This is a genomic window from Nocardia colli (assembly GCF_008704205.1).
GTDB lineage: Bacteria > Actinomycetota > Actinomycetes > Mycobacteriales > Mycobacteriaceae > Nocardia > Nocardia colli.
The window spans coordinates 26,158-49,551 of record NZ_VXLC01000043.1; the positions used below are offsets into that span (position 1 = coordinate 26,158).

A 23,394-nucleotide genomic window follows, 5' to 3' on the forward strand; every position below is an offset into this window, starting at 1 on the left:
ACAGCCAGGAGGAACGCGGTGCAACCACAGTGGGTGCCGACCGAGCAGGATATCGCCGACGCCAGGATCACCGACTTCGCGAAGTTCGTCGAGGGACGCACCGGCCTCGTCGCGCCCGACTACCACACGCTGTGGCAGTGGTCGGTCGATGAGCTCCCCGAATTCTGGCACGCGGTCTGGGACTACTTCGAGCTCGGCGAGGTCGCCGGCGAGGTGCTGGCCGACGCCGAAATGCCGGGCGCGCAATGGTTCCCGGGCACGCGGCTGAACTACGTCGATCAGCTCATCCGCCAGTTCCGCAGCGACCGGCCCGCGATCATCGGGGTCACCGAGGACGCACCGCCGCGCGAGGTGTCCTGGGCCGAATTGATCGACGACACCGCGGCATTGGCCCGCACCCTGCGTGCGATGGGCGTGCAGGCGGGCGATCGGATCGCCGGCTATCTGCCCAACATCCCGGAGACGGTCGTCGCGTTGCTCGCGACGGCCAGCATCGGCGCGGTCTGGAGCGCCTGCGGGCAGGACTACTCGGCCAAGGCCGCACTGGACCGGCTCGGTCAGCTCGAACCCACCGTGCTGATCACCGTGGACGGCTACCGATTCGGCGGCAAGGCGCACGACAAGCGGGACGACATCGCCGCGCTGCAAGCCGGACTGAGCACGCTGCGCGGCACGATCGCGGTCTCCCAGCTCGGCCTCGAGGTCTCGGACGCGACCGCCTGGACCGAGGCGATCACCAACGACGAGGCCGCGCCCGCCGTGATCACCACGGAGCCGGTCGATTTCGATCATCCGCTGTGGATCGTGTTCTCCTCCGGCACCACCGGGCTGCCCAAGGGCATCGTGCACGGCCACGGCGGCGTGCTGCTGGAGCACCTCAAAGCCGTTGCGCTGCAATCCGATATCGGACCCGCCGACACCTTCTTCTGGTACACCAGCCCGAGCTGGATGATGTGGAACTTCCAGGTCTCCGGCCTGCTGACCGGCGCGACCATCGTCTGTTACGACGGCAGCCCGACCTACCCGGCCCCGGATGCGTTGTGGCGCATCGCCGCCGAGACCAAGACCACCGTGCTCGGCACCAGCCCCGGGTACGTGCTGGCCTGCATGAAGGCGGGCGCCGTGCCGCGCACCGAGCACGACCTGTCCGCGCTGCGCACCGTAGGCATCACCGGCGCGTCGCTGCCCACCTCGTCGGCACTGTGGCTGGGCGAGAACACCGGTGACCATGTCCAGGTCAACTCGCTCAGCGGCGGCACCGACGTGGTGTCGGCCTTCATGGGCGGCGCGCGCACGGTCCCGGCCTGGCCGGGCGAGCTGTCGGTCCGCTTCCTCGGCGCCGCGCTGGAGTCCTTCGACGGCACCGGGCAACCGGTCCGGGACGAGGTCGGCGAGCTCGTGCTCACCAAGCCGATGCCGTCCATGCCGGTGCGTTTCTGGCACGACGCCGACGGAAAGCGTTACCACGACGCCTATTTCGACATGTATCCCGGCGTGTGGCGGCACGGTGACTGGATCACCATCACCGACCGCAACTCCATCGTCGTGCACGGCCGTTCGGACTCCACGCTCAACCGGCACGGCATCCGGATGGGCAGCGCCGACATCTACCAGTCCGTCGAACGTCTCCCCGAGATCGCCGAGGCCCTGGTCATCGGCGCCGAACAGCCGGACGGCGGATATTGGATGCCGCTGTTCGTCGTGCTCGCGCCCGGCGCCGAACTCACCGACGACCTGAAGACCCGGATCAACAGCACCATCCGCACCGAGGTTTCCCCGCGCCACGTCCCGGACGAGATCCTGCTCGCGCCCGGCATCCCGCACACCCGCACCGGCAAGAAGCTCGAGGTGCCGATCAAGAAGCTGTTCCAGGGCGCGGACGCGGCCCGGGTGGTCGAACGCAGCGCGGTCGACAACCCGGACCTGCTCGACTGGTACGCCACGCAGCGCCCCAACGGCGGCGGCGCGTAGGTCACCGGTAGTAGGAATGCCCGCCCAGGGCGGCCGTGAAAATGGCTGCCCTGGCGGCACGCGCCTCGGCCAGATTGCGCTGTTCTTCGGGGGTGAGGCGGTACCGAGCCAGCGTGCGGCGAGCAGAGTGGACCAGCGCCGGCCACACCGGTAGCTCACGGGCGAATGCGAACGTCATGATGGACTCCTTCGGGAGAAAGGCCCACCACCACAACCGTTTTCGGGCACGACCGAACGCCCGAATCGAAAAGGCTTCGGGTTCAGTCGATCACACGGCGGTGGTGGGCCGGGAGCGAGTGGGGGGTCGAATCCGTACTCGGATACGGACTATCGCCTGACTTCACATCCCTCACCTCCCTGCCGCCGAGACGCACGCGTCGCTGAATATCGTTGCCGGACCACGCAAGGCAGGGGAACGCCGGGAAAACGGCCGGGCGGGCACCCCTCTCGTCAGAGCTTCGGCACTGCACGACGTATCCCTGGTCGGGAAGCCACCTGGGATCGCCCCTTAATCCGAAGCGATCTGTCCTGATCCTGGGCGTCTCTCGACGTCGTCGGATCAGTGGCCTGTGTTCGCGCAGGAGCCTCGCCTAGCGAGGTGCTGACCGACCCAGGATGGCCGTTCGCCGCCGTCGCGTCAAGTGCGGTTGATTACCTGTCGCGTTATAGACCGTGCGGCGTAGATCTCCTAGCGTGTATGAAACAGGTTCGTCTCATACTCAACGAAGGTGGCACCGTGGCCGCACAGGACGTCCGAGAGCGTGACGAGACCACCGCGTATCCGCCGGGGTCGCGGCTGCCCGCCTTCGTGCAGAGCATCCTTTTCCAGCTCGATCGGCAGCGCTTCGTGCCCGCCATCGCACGCCGGTACGGCGACGTCTTCACGCTGCGCATCCCGCCGGTCGCCGACCACTCCGTGGTGTTCTCCCGCCCGGAGCACATCAAGGAGATCTTCGCCGGCAACCCGCGTGACCTGCACGCGGGCGAAGGCAACCAGATCCTCGGCGTCGTGATGGGCCAGCACTCGCTGCTGCTCACCGACGAGGACGAGCACGCGCGCGCCAGACGGCTGCTGATGCCCGCCTTCAACGGTTCCGCACTGCGCGACTATCGCGCCCTGGTCGCCGAGATCGCCGTCGCCGAAATCGACCGCTGGACACCGGGTTCCACGCTGATCACGCTCGACCGGATGAACGCGCTCACGCTCGAGGTGATCGTCCAGGTGGTGTTCGGCGTCTCCGACAAACAGACCCGCGCCGAACTCGCGCCGCGACTGCGGCGGATCGTCCATTTGAACCCGCTGGTGTTCCTCGGGATCAAGTCGCCCTTGCTCCGCCGGATCGGGCCGTGGAAACGATTCGCGGAGAACATGCATGCGGTCGACGCCCTGCTCTACGCCGAGATCGCCGCGCGGCGGCGCGCGCCGGACCTGGCCGAACGCACCGATGTACTGTCCCGGCTGCTGCACGCGGGCACCGGCGACGATCACGACCCGCCGCTCACCGACGCCGAGCTGCGCGACCAGCTCATCACGCTGCTGCTCGCGGGGCACGAGACCACCGCGTCCGCGCTGTCCTGGGCGCTGTATGAGATCGCGACGCATCCCGACATCCAGGAGGCCGCCGTCACCGCCGCGCGCACCGGCGACGACAAATACCTGGAGGCCGTGATGAAGGAGGCGATGCGGCTGCACGTCATCATCAACGGCACCAACCGAAAACTGACCAGGGATCTGACCGTCGGCGGCCGCCGACTGCCCGCGGGCACGGTGGTGAACACCTCGATCCTGCTGGCACACCGCAGCCCCGACAACTATCCCGACCTCGCCGCCTTCCGGCCGGACCGGTTCCTCTCCGGCGAGGTGGCCCCGAATACCTGGCTGCCCTTCGGCGGTGGGGTCCGGCGCTGCATCGGCGCGGGTTTCTCGCTGATGGAGGGCACTGCGGTGCTGCGGGAAATCCTTGTGCGCCATTCGCTTTCGCGACCAGAGGACGCGGAGCCGGAACGCGGCAAGACCCGCAACATCACCACGGTCCCCGAACGCAAGGCCCGGCTGGTCATCACGCCACGCGACTGATCGGGAACTGCGCTCGGCCCGGCCGTGGCCGATCGGCTGTGTCGGCACTCACCTGCGCCGACCCGTGCCTACGGGTCGGGGCGACGGCCGCCGCCTTCCGGCAGGTACCGCCCCCGATTCCGGGTGACCTGGGGCACCCGGCCGCTCCGGCGGCCGCCCCGTACCGAGCCGTAGCCCGTCCCACCTGCTCGGATAAGTACGATGTCCGCATGAGTGTCGACAATCGCCGTACGGCGCGGAAGGCGAGCACCGGCGACTCGGCACCCCGGGAGATCCGGCGCAGGCCGAAGAATCGACGGGCCCAGATCGCCGCCGCCTCGGCCGCGGCGTTCGGCGCGCTCGGCTATCACGGTGTCAGCATGGAGGACATCGCCACCGGTCTCGGCATCAGCTCGGCCGCGCTGTACCGCCACTATCCGAGCAAGTACGCGCTGTTCCGGGAGGAATTGCTGCGGGTCGGCCGGGCCATGACCGAGGCGGTCGAGCTGCCGGCGGAGGCCGCCGCGTGGTCGCCCGAGCGGCGGCTGCGCCATGTGCTGGATGCCCTCATCGCGGTCACCATCGAGAACCGGCCGACGGTCACGCTGGTGCGCTGGGAAGGTCGCTACCTCGAGCCCGACGACCTGACCACGCTGAACGATCAGCAGTTCGCCGTGCTCGGCGCGCTCGGCGACCAGCTTGCCGTGCTGCGGCCGGAGCTGACCGAGGACGATATTCGCGTGCTGCGCATGGCGCTGCTGAGCACCATCACCAGCATCGCCGACCATCACGCCACGCTGCCGGCGAAATCCCTTGCCCGGCTGTTGAGTTCGGCCTGCCAGCCGATTATCGGCACGGAACTGCCGGCCGAGCGGCCCACCGAGCCGCTCCAGGTGGTCGAGATCCCCGACTCGTTCAAACACGAGCTGCTGCTGCGCAAGGCGGTGGAGTTGTTCCACGAGCGCGGGTACCCGAATGTCAGCGTGGAGGACATCGCCACCGCCGCAGGGCTTTCCGCCGCGTCGGCGGTGTATCGGTTCTATCGCGGCAAGAGCGATCTGCTGGCCGCGGCGTTTCGCCGTGCGGCGGAACGGGTTTCGGGCGCGGTCGGCCCGGCGGTCGCGACCGCGGCCAGCCCGGAGGGGGCCCTGACCACGCTGATCGACCAGTACGTCGTGGGGTCGTTCGCCGAGCGCGCGCTGACCTACGTGTATTTCACCGAGTTCCAGCATGTTCCGGCGGAGGAACGCACGGTGCTGCGGAACATCCAGCGGCTCAGCGTCGAAGAGTGGGCGCGGCTGCTGCGCGAGGTGCGGCCGGAACTTTCCCCGGCCGAGGCGCGTTTCCTCATCCACGCCGCGTTCGCGTTGGTGGTGGATCTGGGCCGCGCGTTCGACAACCAGCCGATGGCGGCGCAGGAGCGGGTGCGCCTGCTGATGCAGGTGGTCCTTTTCGGGCGTCCAGCCGCCGTTTAGACACCCGGGCAAGCTGGCGAGACCGGGGTACCGACCGGTCGTTTATGTTACGCGATATTCCATATCTTTGAACTGATAGATATTGAGGTAGCGGACCAAATCATACCCCTAGTTGTGATCTTCCATTCAGTTTGATTCCAACCGATCAAGGCCCCGTTGCCGAGCGTCCGATTCGGCTACCATCGCGGCATGGGTGCCCAGGAAAGCCGCGCCGCGGACAAGGCGTCCGACGGATCCGCCGCGCGGGTGGTCCGGCGGCGGCCGCGCGATCGTCGGGCGCAGATCGCGGCCGCCTCCGCGGAGGCGTTCGGGTCGCTCGGCTACCACGGTGTGAGCATGGAGGACATCGCGTCCCGGCTCGACATCAGCTCGGCCGCGCTCTACCGGCACTATCCGAGCAAGTACGCGCTGTTCCGCGAGGAGACCCTGCGGCTCGGCGGGCTCAGCGAAGCGGCCGTGCGCCTGCCGGACTCGGCCCGCGCGCTGCCGGCCGAGGAACGACTCGGGCAGGTGATCGATGCGCTGATCGCGTCCTCGATCGCCAATCGGCGCAGTGCCGCGCTGTTGCGCTGGCAACGCCGCTATCTCGAGGACGCCGATGCCGCGATCCTGGATGGCCAACTGGCACAGGTGACTTCGGTGCTCATGACGCTGCTCGCCGAGACCAGGCCGGAGCTGGACAAGGCGGATCGGGCCGTGCTGTCCGCCGCGATACTCAGCGTGCTCAGCAGCATCGGCGATCACCACGTGTCGATCCCGTTGCGGGCGTTGACAACTCTGCTCGGCACCGCGTGCCGTGCGGTCGCCGGCTACACCCTGCCCCCTTCGGCCGCACCCGCCGAACCCCTTGTGGCAACGGAGATCCCGTTGACCTTCAAGCACGAGCTGCTGCTGGCGCGGGCGATCGAGCTGTTCCATGAGCGCGGCTATCCGAATGTGAGCGTCGAGGACATCGCCACCGCGGCCGGGTTGCCCGCGTCGTCGGCGGTGTACCGCTTCTATCGCAGCAAGGGCGATATCCTCGCGGCCGCGTTCCGCCGTGCCGCGGACCGGGTTTCGGCCGCGATCGGTCCGGCGGTCGCGGCGGCGGACGGGCCGGAGCAGGCGCTGACGACACTGATCGAGTTGTATGTCGCCGGGTCGTTCGCCGAGCGCGAGCTGACCTTCGTCTACTACGCCGAGATCAGCAATGTGCCCGCCGACGATCGGACGGTGCTGCGAAACATCCAGCGGCTCAACGTCGAAGAGTGGGCCAAGCTGCTGGTCGGCGTCCGGCCCGAGCTGTCCGCCGCCGACGCCAGGCTGCTGGTGCACGCGGCACTGGCCCTGGTCGTCGATCTGGGGCAGCGCTTCGGCTCCGACGACCCGGTGTGCTCGCGGCAGCGGGTGATTCACCTGATGCGGGTCGTCCTGTTCGGTCCCGGCGGCGGGTAGTTACGGCTGCGCCGGCGGGGCCAGCGGCGAGTTCACCTTGTTCACCAGCCAGCGGTCGCCGACCTTCGCCAGCCGCATCACCATGGACAGCTGGCCGGGCGCGGGCTTGCCCTGGGTGCGCATGCTGGTGATGGTCTGGCCGATCACCACGATGGCCTCGGCCGAGCTCTCGTCGCCGGTCTTGATCGCGCACTGCACATCGTTGACCTTCGACACCACCTCGCCCTGAGTGAGCACCTCGCGCAGTTCCTTACTGGTGCTGTCGAATTGCTTCTTCCAGTCGCCGGTCGCGCCGTCGAGCACGGCGGCGAAGTAGTCGTCGAGCTTCTTCGCGTCGTAGTCGGCCAGGATCGGCGCGTACTTGCAGGCGGCGGCGCGCGCGTCCGCGTTGGCGTCGATGGTGGCCTTGTTGCCTTTGTTCTGGAGGTAGAAGAAGACGGTCGAAGCGACTGCGGCACAGAGGAGTACGGCAGCGGCCGCTTGCAGGGCAAGTCGCCCGGTGCGGCCCGGGACCAACCGGAGCCGTTTGCGCGCGGCCGGAGACGGCTCTGCCTCTGCTGAAACTTGCTCGGCCACAACATTGCTGGACCCCACCGGTGTCGAGTCCTCGGGTGGTGCGGCGATCTCGCCGTTGTCGTTCATCGGATGTGCTCCTATCTGCCAGGTGCCGGTCGGGACAGCTCATTGCCGGTGACGCCGGGCGGCGGGCCGGATCCGTTGTCCGGCACATTCGGCCGGGGCGCGTTCGCCGAACCGCGAACCTGTAGCGCCGGATTGCTGGTGACGCAGTAGTTGTAGAGCCGCACCCTGGTGTCCACGGTCTTCGTGGTCGGCACCACGGGCATGGTGTCGTAGTCGCAGCTCGGGCGCGGCCACGGGTCGACCAGGGTGTGATAGGCGTTGTCGTGCGCCGGAACGCCGATCGCCGCCGAACCCGTGCGCAGCGCGGGGAACAGCGCCGCGATGGCCGGTGCCCGCAGCTTGGCGGCCTTGGTGATCGCGACGAAGTTGGTGACCAGGTTGGTCATCGGATCCTCGGTGTCGCGCACGATGCCGCCGAGCGTGGCCAGCTGACCGGGCCCGAGGTCGAGGAACTTGCGCACCTCCTGGTCCGCGGCGGTCAACTGCTGGAACAGGGCGCTGGAACCGGAGGTCAGGGTGGTCAGGTCCGGTTGCGCGTGCGCTGTCGTATCGGCGATCACCTCGAGGTTCTCGATGAGCTGCCTGGTCTGCGGCAGCAGATCGGTCAGCCCGGCCATGGCCCGGCTGATGCCGGAGATCATGTTGCGCAACCGATCCGGCCCGCCCGCGAGGGCCTTGTCGAGTTCGTCGACGATCACATTGAGGCGTGCCGGATTCATGCCGCCGATCAAGCCGCTCATGCTGCCGAGCACCGACTGCACCGTCACCGGCGCCGTCGTCCGGGCCCGCTCGATCACCGCGCCGTCGCCGAGGAACGGCCCGCTGTTCACGTCCGGCCGGAAGTCGAGATACTGCTCCCCCGCCGCGGAGAGCCGGCCGACGGCGACCGTGCCGCCCACCGGAATCCGTGCCGCCTTGTCGATTTCGGCGATCGCCGCGACGCCGTCGCCGGATATCCGCACCTCGTGCACCCGGCCGACCCGGGTGCCGCGGAACGTGACGTCGTTGTTCGCCGCCAGGCCACCGGAATTCGCCAGCTCCACCCGCACCGTGTACGTGCTCGGCAGCAGATTGATCCGGAGCACGTTGGCGCCGAGATAGGACACCCCGAGCACGAGCACCACGATCAGGCCGATATTGGCCACCGCGATCCGGTGCCGGACCAGCCATTGCCACAGCGGCGGATTCATCGGACACCGCCCTGCAGCCGGCCGATGACCTTTTCGATGACCTGCGCCAGGCTGCCGATAAAGGCTGGTACGTCACCGATTTCGGGTGGCCTGCTGCCCTTCGGGTCGGTCAGCGCGCCGACACTGAGGTAGGACACGGTGGCCGCGACCGCGAGCACCGGGCCATCGAGACTGGCCGAGATCGACGGGTAGATGGCGTGCAGCCCGTCCAACGCCCCGGCGAGATCGTCACCCATCTGGGCGAATCCGGACATCAACCGCTGGATGCTGTCGAACAGGCTCAGGAAATCCGGGCCGGTGGTGTCGGTGAAATCGCCGAGCGCGGCCATGGTCACCGAGACCTTGGCGATGAGATCGGCGATGGCCTTGTTGTTTTCGGCCACCAGGCCGATCAGCGGCGGGAAGGTGTCCGCCGCCGCGCCCAATTCGGCTTTGCGCCTGGCCAATTCGCCGGTGAGGGTATTCAGCCCGGACAGCACTCCGTCCACATCGGCCGTGCGCTGGTTGAGTGCGGCGAGCACGTCGGTCATCTCGGTGATCAGATGCGACAGCTCCGGTGCGCGCCCGCCGAACATCGAGTTCATCTCCGAGGTGATCCGCGCCGCCTGGTTGAGGCCGCCTCCGTTGAGCAGCAACGAGACCGACATCATGAGCTGCTCCACCGACGCACCGGTCGCGGTGTGGTCGGGCGCGATGGTGTCGCCCGGGCGCAGCAGTTCGGCGCTGTCCTGCTTGGCGGGCAGGGTCATCGCGACGAACATATCGCCGAGCGGGGTCGCCTGGCGCAGTTCGGCGGTGGTGCCGCGGGGCAGCTGAATGTCTTGGCGGATCTGCATTTCCACGTCGGCGAGGAAGTCGGTGGTGCTGATCGCGGAGACCGTGCCGACGTCGGTGCCGCCGATCTTGACGTGCGCGTTCGCCGGCAGGTTGAGCGCGTCCTTGAACACCGCGTGCAGCGTGTAGCCGGGTCCGCCGATCCCCGGTTTGGGCAGCGGGACGTTGTCCACCGTCACGGCGCAGCCGGAGCTCGCGCCGACGGCCGCCGCGATGGCCAGCGTGGCGAGCGCTCTCGTCCTCATTTGGTCAGTCCGAGCAGTGCGGCGGTCAGGCCGAAGTCGGGCCCGAAGTCCTGGATCTTGCCGGTCCGGCAGCCGTCCAGGCGCATCTGCACCCGTTCGCAGAACACCGACAGCGCCTCGCCGTCGAGGACCGACTTGTCCAGCAGGCCGTGCAGGCGCAGCGCCTGATGTTCGCGGCTGGTCGCGTTGGCGAGGTTCTGGAAGAACAGCGGTGTGACGTCGGCGATTTCGGTGACCGATCGCGCGTTGGCCCGCATCTGACCGGTGAGCGTGGTGAATCTGGTCAGCGCACCCAGTAATTGCTCACGGTTGGTGCCGACCACGGTGGAGGTGTTGGTGACGAAGTCGTTGAGCTGCGTCAGCACAGCCTGCAACCCGGGTGCCTGATCCCCCATCAGCTGCACCATTTCGGTGAGCCGGCCGCTGAAATCGCGTACGGTCTGGTCGTTTTCGGCGATGATCTGGGTGATCTCGTTGAGTTTCACGATGGTGTTGGAGATCTGGTCGCCGTTGGCCAGGCTCACCTCGAACGCCGAGGACATCGCGTCGAGCGTTTCGCGCAGCTTGTCGCCGTTGCCGTCGAGCAGCGGGAACAGCACCCGGCTGGCCATCGGCCCGGTCTCGTTGTCGCCCTTCAACGCCCGGCCGAGCTGATCGAAATTGTCCAGGATGCGGTCGAGTTCGACCGGAGTGCGGGTGTGTTCGAGCGGGATGTGCGCGCCGTCTGCCAGCACGGGTCCGTTGCCCTCGTAGGCGGGCGCGAGCTCGACGTGCCGGTTGGTGATCAGCTGCGGCGACACCAGCGCGGCGACCGCGCCGGCGGGCACCTTGACGTTCTTGTCGATGGACATAGTCACCTCGACATAGCTGCCCCTGGCGGTCACCGTGTCGACCTTGCCCACCGGGACGCCGAGGATCGCGACGTCGTTGCCCGCGTACAGGCCGGCCACGTTCTCGAAATCGGCGCTGATCCGCAGGTGTTCGCCGAGGTATTCCTCCGGCAGCGTGCTGAGGCTGTCCGGCAGCAGCGAGCAGCCGGAGGCCGTCGCCGCGGCCCAGCACAGCACCGCGGTTTTCCAGAAAGTACCTATTTTCATCAGTTGCACCCCTGTACCGCACCGGCGAAACACAGCCAGTTGTCCGGGAAGATCCACGGCGCCCACACGTCGCCGTAGGGGCCGTTGCCGAGCGCGTTGTTGAACTGCCGCAGGGCCACCGGCATGATTTCGTAGAGCGAGTCGAGGTTGTCCTTGTTCTTCTCCAGGCCCTCGGACATGGTGTTCAGGCTCTGGATCATCGGCCCGAGCTGATCGTTGTTCTCCAGGCCCATCTGCTGCAGCAGCCGGGACAGCTCGGCGACGTTGTCCAGCAACGACTTCAGCATGGTCTGGCGCTGCGCGACCGCGTTGCCGATCGCCTCGCCGCGGGTCAGCAGCAGCAACACGCTGTTGCGATTGTCCGACACCAGCTGCGAGACCTGATCCATGCTCTTCAACAGCACGTCGACCTCGTCGCGACGATCGTTGATCACCTTGGCCAGCGCGCCGACGCTGTTCAGCGCCTCGACGGTGAGCTGCGGCGAGTCACCCATCTGCCGGCTGAGCAGATCCAGCGACTGGCGCAGCTTGGCCGGATCGATCCGCTCGATGCGCTCGAACGACGACTTGTACACCGGATCCTGGATGACCTTGCCGAGGTTGTACGGCACCGAGGTGTTCGCCAGCACGATCCGGCTGTCCGGCAACCCTTTTCCGTTGCCGGGCACCAACTCGACGTGCAGCTTGCCGAGAATGGTGGTCATCTTGATCGCCGCATGCGTGTCCGGGCCGAGCCGCAGATCCCGGCGAACCCGCAGGTCGACAACGACTTTCGCGCCGTCCAGCCGCACCGCGCGCACCGTCCCCACCTCGATACCCGACACATCCACCGACGCACCTGCGCGCAGCCCGGCCGCCTGGGCGAACTCCGCCTGAATCGTCTTGTCCCCCAACCGAGCCTGCGACAAGGCGCTGGACCCGACCAGCAGCAGCACCACCGAACCCGCCGCCAGCAGACCCAGCCACAGCAGCCTGTTCCGCGGCAATCGGACCCGGCCGAACAGGGACCGCGCTCGTGTCATCACCGGCACACCTCCGATTGCGAATTGCCGCCGACCTGCGAGAACAGCCCGGGTGGCAGCAGCACGCCCCACAGCGAGACATCCAGTCGGCAGATGTAGGCATTGCCGTAGGCGCCATAACTGGTGAACCGGGCGATGCCGTTGAGCAGACTCGGCAGCTCGACGGCCGCCTGATCCAGCGACGCCCCGTTGAGCAGCAGCAGCGCCACCCCGCTCGTCGCATCGTTCTGTGCCCGCGCGATATTCGGCTTCACCTGGCCGATCAGCCGGGCCAGCGAGTCGGTCGAAGTGGCCACCTGATCGACCGAACCCTTCAACGACTCACCCTGCGCATAGAGCGACTCGACCAGCGAACGTGCCTGGGTGATCAGCGTTTCCAGGTCGCCGCTGCGATGCGCCAGTCCGGCGATGACGCTGCTCAGGTTGCTGATCACGTCGCCGAGAATCTTGTCGCGCTGCCCGAACGTCCCCGCCAGCTCGGCGGCCTGGGTGATCAACGCGCTGAGCGAGACATTGTTGCCCTGTAGGGCCTGGATCAGGGTCTCCGACAGCGAGTTGATCTGATCCGGTTGCAGCACACTGAACAGCGGCTCGAACCCGGACAGCAGCGCGGACACGTCGAACGAGGGCTCGGTGCGCTCGAGCGGTATCGCCGAACCGGCCGCGAGCACCTGTCCATCGCCGGTGCCGGGGACGAGCGCGATATAGCGCTGCCCGATCAGGTTCTGGTAACGCACCAGCGCCTTGGTGGTGGTCGTGAGGTGCTGCCTGCGCTGGATCCGGAACTCGATGCGCGCACGGTAGTCGCCGTCGAAGTCGATCGCGTCCACCCGGCCGACCCGGACGCCGGCCATCCGGATGTCGTCGCCGACCCGCAGGCCGAGGACGTCGGAGAAGGTGGCGGAGTAGGAGTCGGTGTCGCCGGTGACCGAGCGCTGCAAGGTGGACCAGATCGTGTAGGTCAGCACGATCGCGACGACGGCGAACAGGCTGAAGCCGAGCAGTGCCCTTCTCGATTTCATGATCAGCGACCGCCCTTGTCCGCCGGGGCGACCGAGCCGCCGGCCAGCAACGGCGACAACAGCAGATATTGCGCGGCGGTCGGCCTGCCGCCGACGATCGCCGCTACCGCCTCCGGGCCACGTAAACCGTTGGGCTCTACCGTGTTCGGTGCCGGGTCTTTAGCGGCGGCCGGTGCGGTGAGGCCGGGAATCATCGGAATACCCGGAATGGCAGGCAGTGTGGGCACGACCGGCGCGGGTCCCGCCGACTCCAACCACTTCGGCGTCATCTGAGCCGGGAATTCTTGTGGTGGTGCGGTTTCCGGAACCGACGAGCCACCACAGCGCGGCCCGGCCATGCTCCCGTAACGTGGGCAGTCCGCGGCCGTGTACTGCTGGAACGGGGTGAAGGACACGTCCATCTTCCAGATCATCTGGCGGCTCGGGCCGAAGCCGAACACCGAGCGCAACTTCTGTAGCGAGACATTGAGATTGGCCGCGGTCTGCTGCAATGCCTGCGGATCCTCGGCCAAGCTGCCGAAGAGTTCGCCGAGGCCGGAGACCACTTCCTTGCCTGCGTCGGGATTGCGGGCGAACAGTGAATTCACCGAGTCGACCGCCCCACTCGCGTTGGTCAGCAGCGCGACCAGCTGGTCCCGGCGTTCGGTGAGCGTGCGGGCGGTGGTCACCGACTCCGACAGCACCCCGACCAGATCGGGCGCGGACACGCTCAATGCCGTTGCGGCGCGACCGAGATTGCCCAGCAGGTCGCCGATCCCCGGAATGGCATGCATCTGAGTGAGCCAGAGATCCAAGCGCTCGATGGTGGACCCGGGCACGCGCACGGACGGGTCGAGCGCGTCGGCCAGCGTCGCGAGCACCCGGCCCAGCTTCTCCGGCTGGATGTGGTCGAGCACGTCGCGCAGCACGCTGAGCGTGGTCTGCAACTGAACGGTGCCCTCGCTGGTGTCCTCGGGGATTTCCGCACCGGCGCGCAGCGTCTGGGTGGTGTGCCCGTTGTCGACGAGTTCGATCGCGGTCACGCCGAAGATGTTGTTCGGGATGACCCTGGCCGTCACCGCCGCCGGAATCATCGCCGCGACAGCCGGTTTCAGGTCGATCTCAGCGCGCTGGCGCTCGCCCTTGGCGACCACCTCCACGTCGGCCACCGAGCCGACGATCATGCCGCGGAACTTCACGTCGGCGTGTTCGGGCAGCCCGTCGCCGGTGCTGGTGAGCAGGGCGACCACGCCTACTTTGTCCTCGAAACGACCGGTATAGCGCAGCCCGAGCAGGAACAACAACAGCAACAGCACCGTGGTGAGCGCGATGCCGGCCAGCGAGAGCTGACGCGCGCTCGGCCCGCGGCCACTGGGATCGATGATCATCGCGCCCCCTATCCCGAGATCCGGAAGCCGGGATCGATGCCCCAGATCGCCAGCGTGAGAAACAGATTCGCGAACACCATGACGACGATCACCATCTTGATCGCGCGCCCCGCCGCCTGCCCGACCCCTTCCGGCCCGCCGGTCGCGACGTAGCCGTAGTAGCACTGCAAGAACGTCGAAATCATCACGAACACCACCACTTTGAGCACCGAGTAGAAAACGTCGGCGCCGTTGAGGAATTGGAAGAAGTAGTGGTCATAGGTGCCCGCGGAGGTGCCGCCGAGGAACAGCACCGACAGCTTGGTCATCAGGTACGCGACCGCGAGACCGACGCTGTAGAGCGGGACGATGGTCAGCGTCGCGGCGATCATCCTGGTCGTGATCAGGTACGGAAGCGGCCGGATGGCAATGGATTCCAGCGCGTCGATCTCCTCGGAGATCCGCATCGCGCCGAGCTGCGCGGTGAATCGGCAGCCCGCCTGGATGGCGAACGCCAAAGTCGCCAGGATCGGGCCGATCTCGCGCGTGGTGGCGAATCCCGAGATCGCCCCGGTCAGCGGGTTCATCGTGAGCAGGTTCAGCGCGGTGTAGGACTCCATGCCGACGGTGATCCCGCCGAATCCGCACAGGATGACCACCACGCCGACGGTGCCGCCGCCGACGATCAGCGACCCGTTGCCCCAGCCCACATCAGCGGTCAGCCGTAGCACTTCCTTGCGATAGTGCTTGAGCACGAACGGTATTGCCACGACCGCCGCGACGAAGGTGATGGCCTGATGACCGAGCCGCTGATTGGCCCGCACCGGCCCGCGGATCGCGCCGCCGACGACCTTGAACGGCTGCAATGCCGGTGGCGTATAGCGCGAGCCCATGTCAGAGCACCTTCGCCGGGAACAGCGTGTTGTAGACCTGCGTGATGATGATGTTGGTGGCGAACAGCATCAGCGCCGAATTGACCACCGCCGCGTTCACCGAATTCGCCACGCCGCCGGGCCCGCCCTTGGTGTGCAGGCCGATGTCGCAGGCGATGATCGCGGTGAGCGCACCGAAGATCGCGGCCTTCAGCAGCGCGACGATCAGGTCGTTCGCGACGGCGAACGAGGCGAACGTGCTGATGAACGTGCCCGAAGTGCCGCCCTGCGCATAGACATTGAACAGATAGCCGGTGGCGAAGCCGACGAACACCACGAAGCCGCACAGCAGCATGCTCACCAGCACCGCGGCCGCCAGCCGCGGCGCGACCAGCCTGCGGATCGGATCGACGCCCATCACCATCATGGCGTCGATCTCCTCCCTGATCGTGCGCGAGCCGAGGTCGGCGCAGATGGCCGAGCCGACCGCGCCGGCGATCATCAGCGAGGTGACCAGCGGCGCGCCCTGGCGGATGATGCCGAGGCCGCTGACCGCGCCGATGAAGGTGGTCGCGCCGACCTGACTCACCAACGCGCCCAACTGAATCGAGACCACCACCGCCACCGGGATCGCGACGAACACCGTCGGCGCGGCGGAGACGCTGGCCATGAACGCGCACTGCTTGATGAATTCCTGGAACGGGAACCGGCGGGTGAGGATCGCGCGCAGCATCTCCAGCACGGCGTCGCGGCCCAGCTTCACCTGCCTGCCCAGCGTCTCCAGCGACCGCTGCGGGTGCCGCTGCCACAGACCCCGGAGGTCGTCGACGGCCCGCTCCAGATCGGTCCGCTCCGGCGGTCGCTCGGTGGTGGTCACTCGTTCCTGCCTCTCCGGGTCACGCGGTGCCGCTCAACTGCCGCTGCAGCAGCACGAGGAGGTAGCCGACGACGGCGACGCCCGCCACGAGGGTGCTCAGCACAGCCAGCCACAGGCCGAACCGCAGCACCGGATTGACCCGTGTGCGCCCACCCAGGACCTTCACCCCGATCACCACGATGTCGATGAGCCAGACCAAGATCATCATCAGGTCATGCACACATTCGAGAAGGTGAGCACGGGCCAGCAGACGATCGAGCCCAGGAACGAGATGACCACGTCGATGCCGTGCATGTTCCGTAGCTGGCTGGTGTGCGTGAGTGTCCAGATGACACCGATCAACCCGTACGGGATGCCGAGAATGATCAGCGTCCCGAGGAACTCCGAGACTTTCATCTCGTAGCTGAATATCCGATCCAGCCTCTTGAGCATGCGCGTCCTTTCGCGTGCCGGTCGAAACGACCGGACGCCCACGGCAGGCCCCGAACCGGGATCCGCCGTTGGATCCTTCCCGGACGCCTCACGGTCCGGTATGGGCCCGTATGTTACGCACGATTCCGCACATTGCGGAACCCTTTCGCAGACATTCACAGCCAGACAGCCAGGAATATCCCCATGCAGTCCCACCCGTTGACGCGAGGGGTCGCACGCACCTAAGTTATCAATAGTTCACAGGTTGTTCACGCCCTGCGGAGTCGATTCCGGACCCGAAAGGACTCCCTCATGACCGCCGCCGCTCACCCCTCGGAACAGGCCATCCCGCTGTCGAAGGACCAGACCCGGATCCACATCGGCACCGCTCACCGCCCGATCACCAAACGCGCGATCAAGCTGACCGACGCGCTGGACTTCTGGTCCTTCGCCGGCGCGGCGGCCAATGTCGCGATGCAGATGGCCCGGCCCGGCGTCGGCTACGGCGTCGCGGAGAGCAAGGTCGAGTCCGGGTCCTTGATGCGGCATCCGTGGAAGCGTGCCCGCACCACCACGCAGTATCTGGCCGTCGCCATTCTCGGCACCGACGCGGAGCGGCTCGCCTATCGCGAGGCAGTGAATGTCGCGCACCGGCAAGTACATTCGGCGCCGGGCGCACCGGTGAAGTACAACGCATTCGACCGGAATCTCCAATTATGGGTCGCCGCTTGCCTGTACATCGGCTTCGAGGACACTTACCAACTGCTGCAAGGCCGGATGAGTGACGAGCAGGCCGAGGCGTTCTATGTGTCGTCCTCGACGCTGGGCACCACCTTGCAGGTCACCGAGGAGATGTGGCCCGCCACCCGGGCGGAATTCGATCAGTACTGGAACGAGGCCTGCGCGCAGGTCTCGATCGACGAATACGTGCGCGGCTACCTGGACGACCTGCTGAACCTGCGGATGATCCACTGGTATCTGCGGTTGCCGTTCCGAAACCTGTTGAAATTCCTCACCATCGGATTCCTCGCGCCGATTTTCCGCGAACAACTCCGGGTCGAATGGACCGCCGCCGATCAGCGGCGCTTCGAGCATCTGTTCGTGTTCGTCGCCTTCGTCAACCGGTTCATCCCGCGCTTCCTGCGGCACGGCGGAACCCACAGCCTGATGGCGGATGTGCGCCGCCGAATCCGCAAGCAGGAGAACCTCCTCTGAGCGACATGACACCGCCGTCCGGACGCTGAGCGCCCGGACGGCGGAGACCCCTCGAGGAAAGCCCTACGGGCACAGTGCGTGGCCGAGCATGCCGATCAGGTCGGGCATCGTATCCACCGATTTGGTGAAGGTGAATGTGACCGCGCGACCCTCCGGCGTCGCGCCGGCAATGGAGTTGTAGCCAAAGATGCCGCCGGAATGTCCGAAATATTCTGCGCCGCAAGGCAATGTGGTGTGACCGAGGCCGAGTCCGTAGTACATCTTCAGGCCCTCGTCCATCAGCACACCATCGCGCATCTCGCGCAGCTGGGCATCGGGAACCACCTGCCCGGCGAGCAATGCGGAGTAGAAGCGGTTCAGGTCGGAACCCGTCGTGACCAGCGCACCGGCCGCCCACGGCACCGACGGCTCGATGCGGGTGACGTCGGTGAGCGTACCGTCCACCACCGCATAGCCTTTGGGATGCGGACCGCGGATATCGCGATCCCCGGCGGCGGGCAGATAGGTGTCGGACAGCCCCTGCGGTCGCAGAATGCGCCGGTTCAGCTCGTCGGCATACGCTGCGCCGGTGACCTTTTCGACGAGCATCGCCGCGACGTAGTAGTTGGTGTTGCTGTATTCGAAGCGGGCGCCGGGGGCGAAGTCGGCGGGCCGGAGCAGCCCGATCGCCATGACCTCGGCCGGCGTCATGATCCGGTTCTCCAGTGCCGCCTGATACTCGTCGATGCGCGGATCCTTGGTGATCTCCGGCAATCCGCTCTGATGCCGGAGCACCTGCCGCACCGTGATCGCCCGCCCGTCGATCCCCTCGCCCCGCAACAGGCCGGGCAGATAGGTCTCGATCGGCTCGTCCAGCCGCACCTTGCCCTCCGCGACCAGCTGCAAGACGATCGAACCGGTAAAGGTCTTCGAGATGCTGCCGACCCGGACGCGCTGCGGCGGATCGGCGGGAATCGTTGCGCCCGTGGCGATATCGGCGACGCCGCTGGTGAGTACGACGGTCTTGCCGTTATCGGTGACGGTGGCGATCGCCCCGGTGACCCCCGTCGCCACGACGGCGTCGATATCGGCCTGCACGGCGCGAATCTTGTTGTCCGACATACCGGAAGCGGTGTCCGACTCCCGGCCCGACGTGCACCCGGCGAGCAGGGCAGCCGCGGAGATGGCGACGATGATCGGGGCGAATCGCATACCCGAAACGCTATTGAGCAGGCCGCCGGGCCACATCGGGGACGCACCCCGAGATTCCCCCTGATCTCACCTCCCCTTCAAGGATGAGGCGTCCGCGGCACTTGCGCTGGAGCGCACTCCAACTTCTAAGGTCGTGCCATGACCAGCACACAGGACGCCACCGGCCAGAACGATCGTTACGAGCGCGGCCTCGCGCTGCTCCAGCACATCGGCGGGCAGGAGCGTCCGGCCGTGCTGGACAGCCTGGCCGATATCGCCCCCGATCTGGGCCGCATCACCGTCGAGTTCGGCTACGGCGACATCCTCTCGCGGCCCGGCCTGACCCTGCGCGAGCGCCAGCTCGCCACCGTCGGCGCGCTGGCCGCGCTCGGCAATGCCGCGCCCCAGCTGCGATTCCACATCGACGGCGCGCTCAACGTCGGCGCGACCCGCACCGAGATCGTCGAGGTCATGGTGCACGCCAGCGTCTACGCGGGTTTCCCGGCCGCGCTCAACGGCCTGACCGCAGCGAAGGAGGTGTTCGCCACCCGGACGGACCTGCCCGCCGAGCCCGCCGCGGCAGGCGCGCCGGACGGTGACCGATTCGAGCGCGGATCGGCCAAGCTGGCCGAGGTCGACGGGCACGCGGGCGAGCAGGTGATCGCCTCGTTGCAGGACATCGCCCCGGACTTCGCCCGCATCCTGATCGAGTTCTCCTTCGGCGACATCTACTCCCGGCCCGGGCTCGACCTGAAGACCCGCGAGCTGGTGACGGTGGCCATGTGCACCGCGCTCGGCGTCGCGCCCCAGCTCGGCGTGCACATCCACGGCCTGCTCAATGTCGGCGGCACCGAAACCGAGGTCGTCGAGGTACTGATCCAGATGGCCGGCTACGCCGGATTCCCGGCCGCGCTCAATGGAATCGGGGTGGCGCGCACGGTCTTCGCCGAGCGCGAGAGCCATCAGAATTCCGATGTCTGATATCGGCGATCCCATTGGCCACGTATCGGCGACGGTCCTACTGTCGATGACATGGCGAAACTACTTTTTGTACTGACCGGCGCCGATACCTGGACCCTGGCCGACGGCACCCCCCACCCGACCGGCTTCTGGGCCGAGGAGTTCGCCGTGCCCTACGAGGCGGCGAAGGCCGCGGGCCACGAGATCGTGGTGGCCACCCCCGGCGGCGTGGTGCCGCCGGTCGACCAGGGCAGCCTGTCCCCCGACTTCAACGGCGGCCAGGAAGGCGCCGACCAGCGGGCCGCGGTACTGGCCGCGAGCACCGAATTGCAGCACCCGATCAAGCTGTCCGAGGTCGACCTCGATGACTACGCCGCGGTCTTCTACCCCGGCGGACACGGCCCGATGGAAGACCTCGCGGTGAACCCCGAGTCCGGCGAACTCCTCACCACCGCACTGCAATCCGGCAAGCCGCTCGCGATCGTCTGCCACGGCCCCGCCGCAGTGCTCGCCGCAGTCGGCCCCGACGGCGCCAACGCCTTCGCGGGCTACACCCTCACCGGTTTCACCAACGTGGAGGAGCAGCAGGCCGGGCTGGCCGACCAGGCCAAGTGGCTGCTGCAGGATCGGCTCGTCGAATTCGGCGCCGACTTCCAGGAGGGCGAGCCGTGGGCGCCCAAGGTCGTGGTCGACCGCAACCTGATCACCGGGCAGAATCCGGCCTCGTCGGCGGCGGTGGCCGAGGAACTGCTGCGCGCGATCGGCTGACCTTTCACTCGAGTTCGTCCGCTTTCGCGTAATTCCACTCCGGAAGGAACCGAACCCATGAGCACCAACCTCCACGCACGGCCTGCCGAAGCGTCCGGCACCTTCGCACTCGGCGGGGACCTGCCCGTCCACCGGCTCGGCTACGGGGCCATGCAGCTCACCGGACCCGGCGTCTGGGGTGATCCGAAGGACCCCGACGAGGCGGTCCGGGTGCTGCGCCGCGCCGTCGAACTCGGCATCAACTTCATCGACACCGCCGACTCCTACGGCCCGTTCGTCAGCGAACTGCTCATCCGAAAGGCGTTGCACCCCTACGCCGATGACCTGGTGATCGCGACCAAGGGCGGGTTCACCCGCAGTGGCCCCGGCGACTGGCGCGCGGTCGGCAGGCCCGAATACCTGCGCCAGCAAACCGAACTCAGCCTGCGCCACCTCGGCGTCGAGCAGATCGGCCTCTACCAGCTGCACCGCATCGATCCGCAGGTGCCGCTGGCCGACCAGCTCGGCGAGCTCGTCCTGCTGCAACAGGAGGGCAAGATCCGCCACATCGGCGTATCCCAGGTGAGCGTCGAACAGCTGAAGCAGGCGCGCGAGATCGCCACCATCGTCTCGGTGCAGAACCTCTACAACCTGACCAACCGGACCGACGAGGACGTGCTCGACTACGCCGAGCGGGAGAACATCGCCTTCATCCCCTGGTTCCCCATCGCCACCGGTGAACTCGCCAAGCCGGGTGGACCGCTCGACGCGATCGCCAAGGAACACGGCGCGACCCCCGCCCAGCTCGCCCTCGCCTGGCTGCTGCGCCGGTCGCCGGTGATGCTGCCCATTCCGGGCACGTCCAGCATCGCGCATCTCGAGGAGAACACCGAGGGCGCGCGGATCACGCTGACCGACAAGGAGTTCGAGGCGCTGTCCGCGGCGGCCTGAATCGACCCCGAAACAAGGCGGGCCCGGCTGCGGTCGAGCCCGCCTTGCTCACTTCTCGGCGGCCCGGCGACAGCAGTAGGCCGAGGCGCCGAGGTACTGGTGACAACGGGCGCCGTGACCGCCGTGCACGGCGAGGATGAACCGCGCTCGGTCGTAGCTGAGACCCACCGGATCCTGCGTGCAGTCGCGGCTCTGTACCAGCCACAATTCACGAACATCCGTGTGCAATACGTCCATTGTTCACCTCCGAGTAAAGCCAGTGCACCCGGCGCCTGAGCGCCCCACGGAATCACCGCTCGACACGGATGGATCGGGCCGTGTCGGGACCGTGCGTCGGATTCCGGAATGCCGGCGCCCCGGTAAGGGTTTGGGCAGAACCCCGGCGCCGGGTGCTGATTCAGCGTGCATGTTGCGATTCGGTGGATAACAGACCCGAATGCGGTAATTGCGGGTAGTTTCCGTTTGTATCAGCCTGGTGCGAGGAAGCAGGACCTATGGTTGAGATCGACTGGACGGGCGAGGATGTCCGTGCGCTTCGCGCCGCGATGCGGCGAAGTCGGTACGAATTCGCACGTCTGGTGGGCGTCACCCCGCGCACCGTGGTCTTGTGGGAAAACGGCCGGACAACCCGGATGCATGCCGCAAGCCAACGTCTGCTCGACCAGGTCGTGTCAGAAGCCGATCCGGTCGTCGTCGCACGATTCGAGCGTGCCGTCACCGCGGGCCGGGACACGGGCTTCGACCTCGAAGCCTCCGACTCGGCGCCCGATACGGAAACCCAGCTCGGTAGGGACATCGGGCTCGACAAGGAAGTCGAGGATGACGACGTGAGAAGGCGAGAGTTATTGGCCTGCATCGGGGTCGGTCTGACCGGCACGGCCGCCGACCTGGTCGCGGGCGAGCCGGAGAAGATGCTGGCCACCCTGGATGCCGGATCCATCAGCGAGCGCAGGCTAGGGCTGCTGGAGCAATCGGCCGAGGCGCTCGGCAAGCGGGTGGTGCAGGTGCCGCCACACGAGCTGCTGCACACCACACTCGAGCAATTCCGCACTGTCCGTGGCACTCTCGCGCAGCGGCAGGCCACCCACCATCAGGTCCGGCTGGTCCGCACCGCGGGCAGGCTGGCCAACGTGGTCGGCGAAATCCTGTTCAACGAAGGACATTTGGGCCAGGCCAGGATGTGGTACGCCACCGCGATCCACGCCGCCCAGGACATAGGCGATCGCTATTCCGAGGATATCGCGCTGGCCGGTCTCGCATATCTACCGACCTATAGCGACAAACCGGCGGAAGTCTTGAGCTTGCTCGACGGACGCCTCGAAGAAAATCCGGCACACGGACCCGCCGCCGCCTGGCTGTGGGGAATGGCCGCGCGGGCGCATGCCAGCCTGGGAAATGCTGTCCAGTTTGCCCGGTGTATCGAGAAATCCGGACGCGCATTGGAAAATGTTGGGCAGGAAGAGCTTACGATTGGGATCTTTTCCTATAGACCGGAAAAACTTGCTTTTTATCAGGCGATAGGCAACTCCAATCTCGGCCGGGCGGCGGAAACCGCCAAGGCCGCGGCGCGCGCACTCAGCCTCTACGACCCGCAGGAAACAATGGAGCCCGCGCTGGTCCGGTTCGAGCACGCCACCGCGTTGCTGAGCGCCGGCGAGATCGACGAAGCGTGTTCCGTTGCGACACAGGCGATCACCAGTAATCACACGTATATCGGGCTGACCGTCACCAAGCGGGCGAGCAAGTTCGACGCGGCGCTCACCGGATTTCGCGGTCGCGCGGTCGCGGAGTGGCGCCAGCATGCTCGCGCGGTGATCGAGTCGGCACGAACCAAGGCATAGCGGAGCGTCATTCGCG

At 67.1% G+C, this 23,394-nt stretch carries 23 protein-coding genes and 1 riboswitch; of the genes, 9 read left to right on the forward strand and 14 right to left on the reverse strand.

The window, feature by feature from the left end:
* Positions 1-18 precede the first annotated feature (18 nt).
* Positions 19-1,971, forward strand: a complete 1,953-nt coding sequence (locus F3087_RS43450; protein WP_150408047.1) for an acetoacetate--CoA ligase — start codon at positions 19-21, stop codon at positions 1,969-1,971.
* A gap of 1 nt (position 1,972) precedes the next feature.
* Here the strand turns inward: F3087_RS43450 and F3087_RS46350 are convergent, their stop codons facing one another.
* The gene (locus F3087_RS46350; RefSeq protein ID WP_191094437.1) at positions 1,973-2,149 is read right to left on the reverse strand and encodes a hypothetical protein; all 177 of its coding nucleotides are present in this window, start codon (positions 2,147-2,149) and stop codon (positions 1,973-1,975) included.
* 257 nt (positions 2,150-2,406) lie between these two features.
* Positions 2,407-2,576, reverse strand: a riboswitch (M-box (ykoK) riboswitch).
* A gap of 131 nt (positions 2,577-2,707) precedes the next feature.
* On the opposite strand from F3087_RS46350, the gene F3087_RS43455 reads away from it, so the two are divergent.
* From F3087_RS43455 to F3087_RS43465, 3 genes are all read left to right on the forward strand, one after another.
* On the forward strand, positions 2,708-4,048 hold the full coding sequence (locus F3087_RS43455) for a cytochrome P450 (RefSeq protein WP_150408048.1): 1,341 nt from the start codon (positions 2,708-2,710) through the stop codon (positions 4,046-4,048).
* A 209-nt stretch (positions 4,049-4,257) separates the two neighbouring features.
* Positions 4,258-5,502 (forward strand): TetR/AcrR family transcriptional regulator, encoded by a 1,245-nt coding sequence (locus tag F3087_RS43460; RefSeq protein WP_150408049.1) that lies wholly within the window; start codon positions 4,258-4,260, stop codon positions 5,500-5,502.
* A 189-nt stretch (positions 5,503-5,691) separates the two neighbouring features.
* Positions 5,692-6,936: a TetR/AcrR family transcriptional regulator gene (locus tag F3087_RS43465; protein ID WP_150408050.1), complete on the forward strand. Its 1,245-nt coding sequence runs from the start codon at positions 5,692-5,694 to the stop codon at positions 6,934-6,936.
* Here the strand turns inward: F3087_RS43465 and F3087_RS43470 are convergent, their stop codons facing one another.
* From F3087_RS43470 to F3087_RS43520, 11 genes are read right to left on the reverse strand one after another with little or no spacing between them, the layout of a single operon-like run.
* Positions 6,937-7,578 (reverse strand): hypothetical protein, encoded by a 642-nt coding sequence (locus tag F3087_RS43470; RefSeq protein ID WP_223885796.1) that lies wholly within the window; start codon positions 7,576-7,578, stop codon positions 6,937-6,939.
* A gap of 11 nt (positions 7,579-7,589) precedes the next feature.
* Positions 7,590-8,768: an MCE family protein gene (locus tag F3087_RS43475; protein ID WP_150408051.1), complete on the reverse strand. Its 1,179-nt coding sequence runs from the start codon at positions 8,766-8,768 to the stop codon at positions 7,590-7,592.
* Positions 8,765-9,847: an MCE family protein gene (locus tag F3087_RS43480; RefSeq protein ID WP_150408052.1), complete on the reverse strand. Its 1,083-nt coding sequence runs from the start codon at positions 9,845-9,847 to the stop codon at positions 8,765-8,767. The genes F3087_RS43475 and F3087_RS43480 overlap by 4 nt, the downstream gene beginning before the upstream one ends.
* On the reverse strand, positions 9,844-10,944 hold the full coding sequence (locus tag F3087_RS43485) for an MCE family protein (protein WP_150408053.1): 1,101 nt from the start codon (positions 10,942-10,944) through the stop codon (positions 9,844-9,846). Before F3087_RS43485 ends, F3087_RS43480 begins: the two co-directional genes overlap by 4 nt.
* Complete coding sequence (locus tag F3087_RS43490) at positions 10,944-11,966, reverse strand: MCE family protein (RefSeq protein ID WP_150408054.1); 1,023 nt, start codon at positions 11,964-11,966, stop codon at positions 10,944-10,946. Before F3087_RS43490 ends, F3087_RS43485 begins: the two co-directional genes overlap by 1 nt.
* On the reverse strand, positions 11,966-12,988 hold the full coding sequence (locus F3087_RS43495; protein ID WP_150408055.1) for an MlaD family protein: 1,023 nt from the start codon (positions 12,986-12,988) through the stop codon (positions 11,966-11,968). Before F3087_RS43495 ends, F3087_RS43490 begins: the two co-directional genes overlap by 1 nt.
* Positions 12,989-12,990: 2 nt before the next feature.
* Positions 12,991-14,355, reverse strand: coding sequence for an MlaD family protein (locus F3087_RS43500; protein ID WP_150408056.1), 1,365 nt, complete (start codon positions 14,353-14,355; stop codon positions 12,991-12,993).
* A gap of 8 nt (positions 14,356-14,363) precedes the next feature.
* Positions 14,364-15,227, reverse strand: a complete 864-nt coding sequence (locus tag F3087_RS43505) for an ABC transporter permease (protein WP_150408057.1) — start codon at positions 15,225-15,227, stop codon at positions 14,364-14,366.
* Position 15,228: 1 nt separating this feature from the next.
* Complete coding sequence (locus tag F3087_RS43510) at positions 15,229-16,083, reverse strand: MlaE family ABC transporter permease (RefSeq protein ID WP_150408058.1); 855 nt, start codon at positions 16,081-16,083, stop codon at positions 15,229-15,231.
* Between the two features lie 19 nt (positions 16,084-16,102).
* Complete coding sequence (locus F3087_RS43515; protein WP_150408059.1) at positions 16,103-16,291, reverse strand: hypothetical protein; 189 nt, start codon at positions 16,289-16,291, stop codon at positions 16,103-16,105.
* Positions 16,291-16,515, reverse strand: coding sequence for a hypothetical protein (locus F3087_RS43520; protein ID WP_150408060.1), 225 nt, complete (start codon positions 16,513-16,515; stop codon positions 16,291-16,293). The genes F3087_RS43515 and F3087_RS43520 overlap by 1 nt, the downstream gene beginning before the upstream one ends.
* A 291-nt stretch (positions 16,516-16,806) precedes the next feature.
* On the opposite strand from F3087_RS43520, the gene F3087_RS43525 reads away from it, so the two are divergent.
* The gene (locus F3087_RS43525; RefSeq protein WP_150408061.1) at positions 16,807-17,709 is read left to right on the forward strand and encodes an oxygenase MpaB family protein; all 903 of its coding nucleotides are present in this window, start codon (positions 16,807-16,809) and stop codon (positions 17,707-17,709) included.
* A gap of 63 nt (positions 17,710-17,772) precedes the next feature.
* On the opposite strand, the gene F3087_RS43530 is transcribed toward F3087_RS43525, so the two are convergent.
* The gene (locus F3087_RS43530; RefSeq protein ID WP_150408062.1) at positions 17,773-18,900 is read right to left on the reverse strand and encodes a serine hydrolase domain-containing protein; all 1,128 of its coding nucleotides are present in this window, start codon (positions 18,898-18,900) and stop codon (positions 17,773-17,775) included.
* Between the two features lie 138 nt (positions 18,901-19,038).
* Here F3087_RS43530 and F3087_RS43535 point away from each other — a divergent pair, with 138 nt between their 5' ends.
* Genes F3087_RS43535 through F3087_RS43545 form a run of 3 tightly spaced genes read left to right on the forward strand, consistent with a single transcriptional unit; the run spans position 19,039 to position 21,537 of the window.
* Positions 19,039-19,860 (forward strand): carboxymuconolactone decarboxylase family protein, encoded by an 822-nt coding sequence (locus F3087_RS43535; protein ID WP_150408063.1) that lies wholly within the window; start codon positions 19,039-19,041, stop codon positions 19,858-19,860.
* Positions 19,861-19,911: 51 nt separating this feature from the next.
* A complete protein-coding gene (locus F3087_RS43540) occupies positions 19,912-20,607 on the forward strand; it encodes a type 1 glutamine amidotransferase domain-containing protein (RefSeq protein WP_150408064.1) in 696 nt (231 codons plus the stop codon).
* A gap of 57 nt (positions 20,608-20,664) precedes the next feature.
* Positions 20,665-21,537 (forward strand): aldo/keto reductase, encoded by an 873-nt coding sequence (locus F3087_RS43545; RefSeq protein WP_150408065.1) that lies wholly within the window; start codon positions 20,665-20,667, stop codon positions 21,535-21,537.
* A 48-nt stretch (positions 21,538-21,585) separates the two neighbouring features.
* On the opposite strand, the gene F3087_RS43550 is transcribed toward F3087_RS43545, so the two are convergent.
* The gene (locus F3087_RS43550) at positions 21,586-21,774 is read right to left on the reverse strand and encodes a hypothetical protein (protein ID WP_150408066.1); all 189 of its coding nucleotides are present in this window, start codon (positions 21,772-21,774) and stop codon (positions 21,586-21,588) included.
* A gap of 257 nt (positions 21,775-22,031) precedes the next feature.
* Between F3087_RS43550 and F3087_RS43555 the strand changes: the two genes are divergently transcribed.
* Positions 22,032-23,378, forward strand: coding sequence for a helix-turn-helix domain-containing protein (locus F3087_RS43555; RefSeq protein WP_150408067.1), 1,347 nt, complete (start codon positions 22,032-22,034; stop codon positions 23,376-23,378).
* Positions 23,379-23,394: the final 16 nt, after the last annotated feature.

What these genes read in the sequence shown, in the direction of transcription:
- F3087_RS46350 (WP_191094437.1), bottom strand. Translation starts at nt 2,149, where the DNA reads ATGACGTTCGCATTCGCCCGTGAGCTACCGGTGTGGCCGGCGCTGGTC.
- F3087_RS43460 (WP_150408049.1), top strand. Translation starts at nt 4,258, where the DNA reads ATGAGTGTCGACAATCGCCGTACGGCGCGGAAGGCGAGCACCGGCGAC.
- F3087_RS43465 (WP_150408050.1), top strand. Translation starts at nt 5,692, where the DNA reads ATGGGTGCCCAGGAAAGCCGCGCCGCGGACAAGGCGTCCGACGGATCC.
- F3087_RS43470 (WP_223885796.1), bottom strand. Translation starts at nt 7,578, where the DNA reads ATGAACGACAACGGCGAGATCGCCGCACCACCCGAGGACTCGACACCG.
- F3087_RS43475 (WP_150408051.1), bottom strand. Translation starts at nt 8,768, where the DNA reads ATGAATCCGCCGCTGTGGCAATGGCTGGTCCGGCACCGGATCGCGGTG.
- F3087_RS43480 (WP_150408052.1), bottom strand. Translation starts at nt 9,847, where the DNA reads ATGAGGACGAGAGCGCTCGCCACGCTGGCCATCGCGGCGGCCGTCGGC.
- F3087_RS43485 (WP_150408053.1), bottom strand. Translation starts at nt 10,944, where the DNA reads ATGAAAATAGGTACTTTCTGGAAAACCGCGGTGCTGTGCTGGGCCGCG.
- F3087_RS43490 (WP_150408054.1), bottom strand. Translation starts at nt 11,966, where the DNA reads ATGACACGAGCGCGGTCCCTGTTCGGCCGGGTCCGATTGCCGCGGAAC.
- F3087_RS43495 (WP_150408055.1), bottom strand. Translation starts at nt 12,988, where the DNA reads ATGAAATCGAGAAGGGCACTGCTCGGCTTCAGCCTGTTCGCCGTCGTC.
- F3087_RS43500 (WP_150408056.1), bottom strand. Translation starts at nt 14,355, where the DNA reads ATGATCATCGATCCCAGTGGCCGCGGGCCGAGCGCGCGTCAGCTCTCG.
- F3087_RS43505 (WP_150408057.1), bottom strand. Translation starts at nt 15,227, where the DNA reads ATGGGCTCGCGCTATACGCCACCGGCATTGCAGCCGTTCAAGGTCGTC.
- F3087_RS43515 (WP_150408059.1), bottom strand. Translation starts at nt 16,291, where the DNA reads ATGATGATCTTGGTCTGGCTCATCGACATCGTGGTGATCGGGGTGAAG.
- F3087_RS43520 (WP_150408060.1), bottom strand. Translation starts at nt 16,515, where the DNA reads ATGCTCAAGAGGCTGGATCGGATATTCAGCTACGAGATGAAAGTCTCG.
- F3087_RS43525 (WP_150408061.1), top strand. Translation starts at nt 16,807, where the DNA reads ATGACCGCCGCCGCTCACCCCTCGGAACAGGCCATCCCGCTGTCGAAG.
- F3087_RS43530 (WP_150408062.1), bottom strand. Translation starts at nt 18,900, where the DNA reads ATGCGATTCGCCCCGATCATCGTCGCCATCTCCGCGGCTGCCCTGCTC.
- F3087_RS43535 (WP_150408063.1), top strand. Translation starts at nt 19,039, where the DNA reads ATGACCAGCACACAGGACGCCACCGGCCAGAACGATCGTTACGAGCGC.
- F3087_RS43540 (WP_150408064.1), top strand. Translation starts at nt 19,912, where the DNA reads ATGGCGAAACTACTTTTTGTACTGACCGGCGCCGATACCTGGACCCTG.
- F3087_RS43545 (WP_150408065.1), top strand. Translation starts at nt 20,665, where the DNA reads ATGAGCACCAACCTCCACGCACGGCCTGCCGAAGCGTCCGGCACCTTC.
- F3087_RS43550 (WP_150408066.1), bottom strand. Translation starts at nt 21,774, where the DNA reads ATGGACGTATTGCACACGGATGTTCGTGAATTGTGGCTGGTACAGAGC.
- F3087_RS43555 (WP_150408067.1), top strand. Translation starts at nt 22,032, where the DNA reads ATGGTTGAGATCGACTGGACGGGCGAGGATGTCCGTGCGCTTCGCGCC.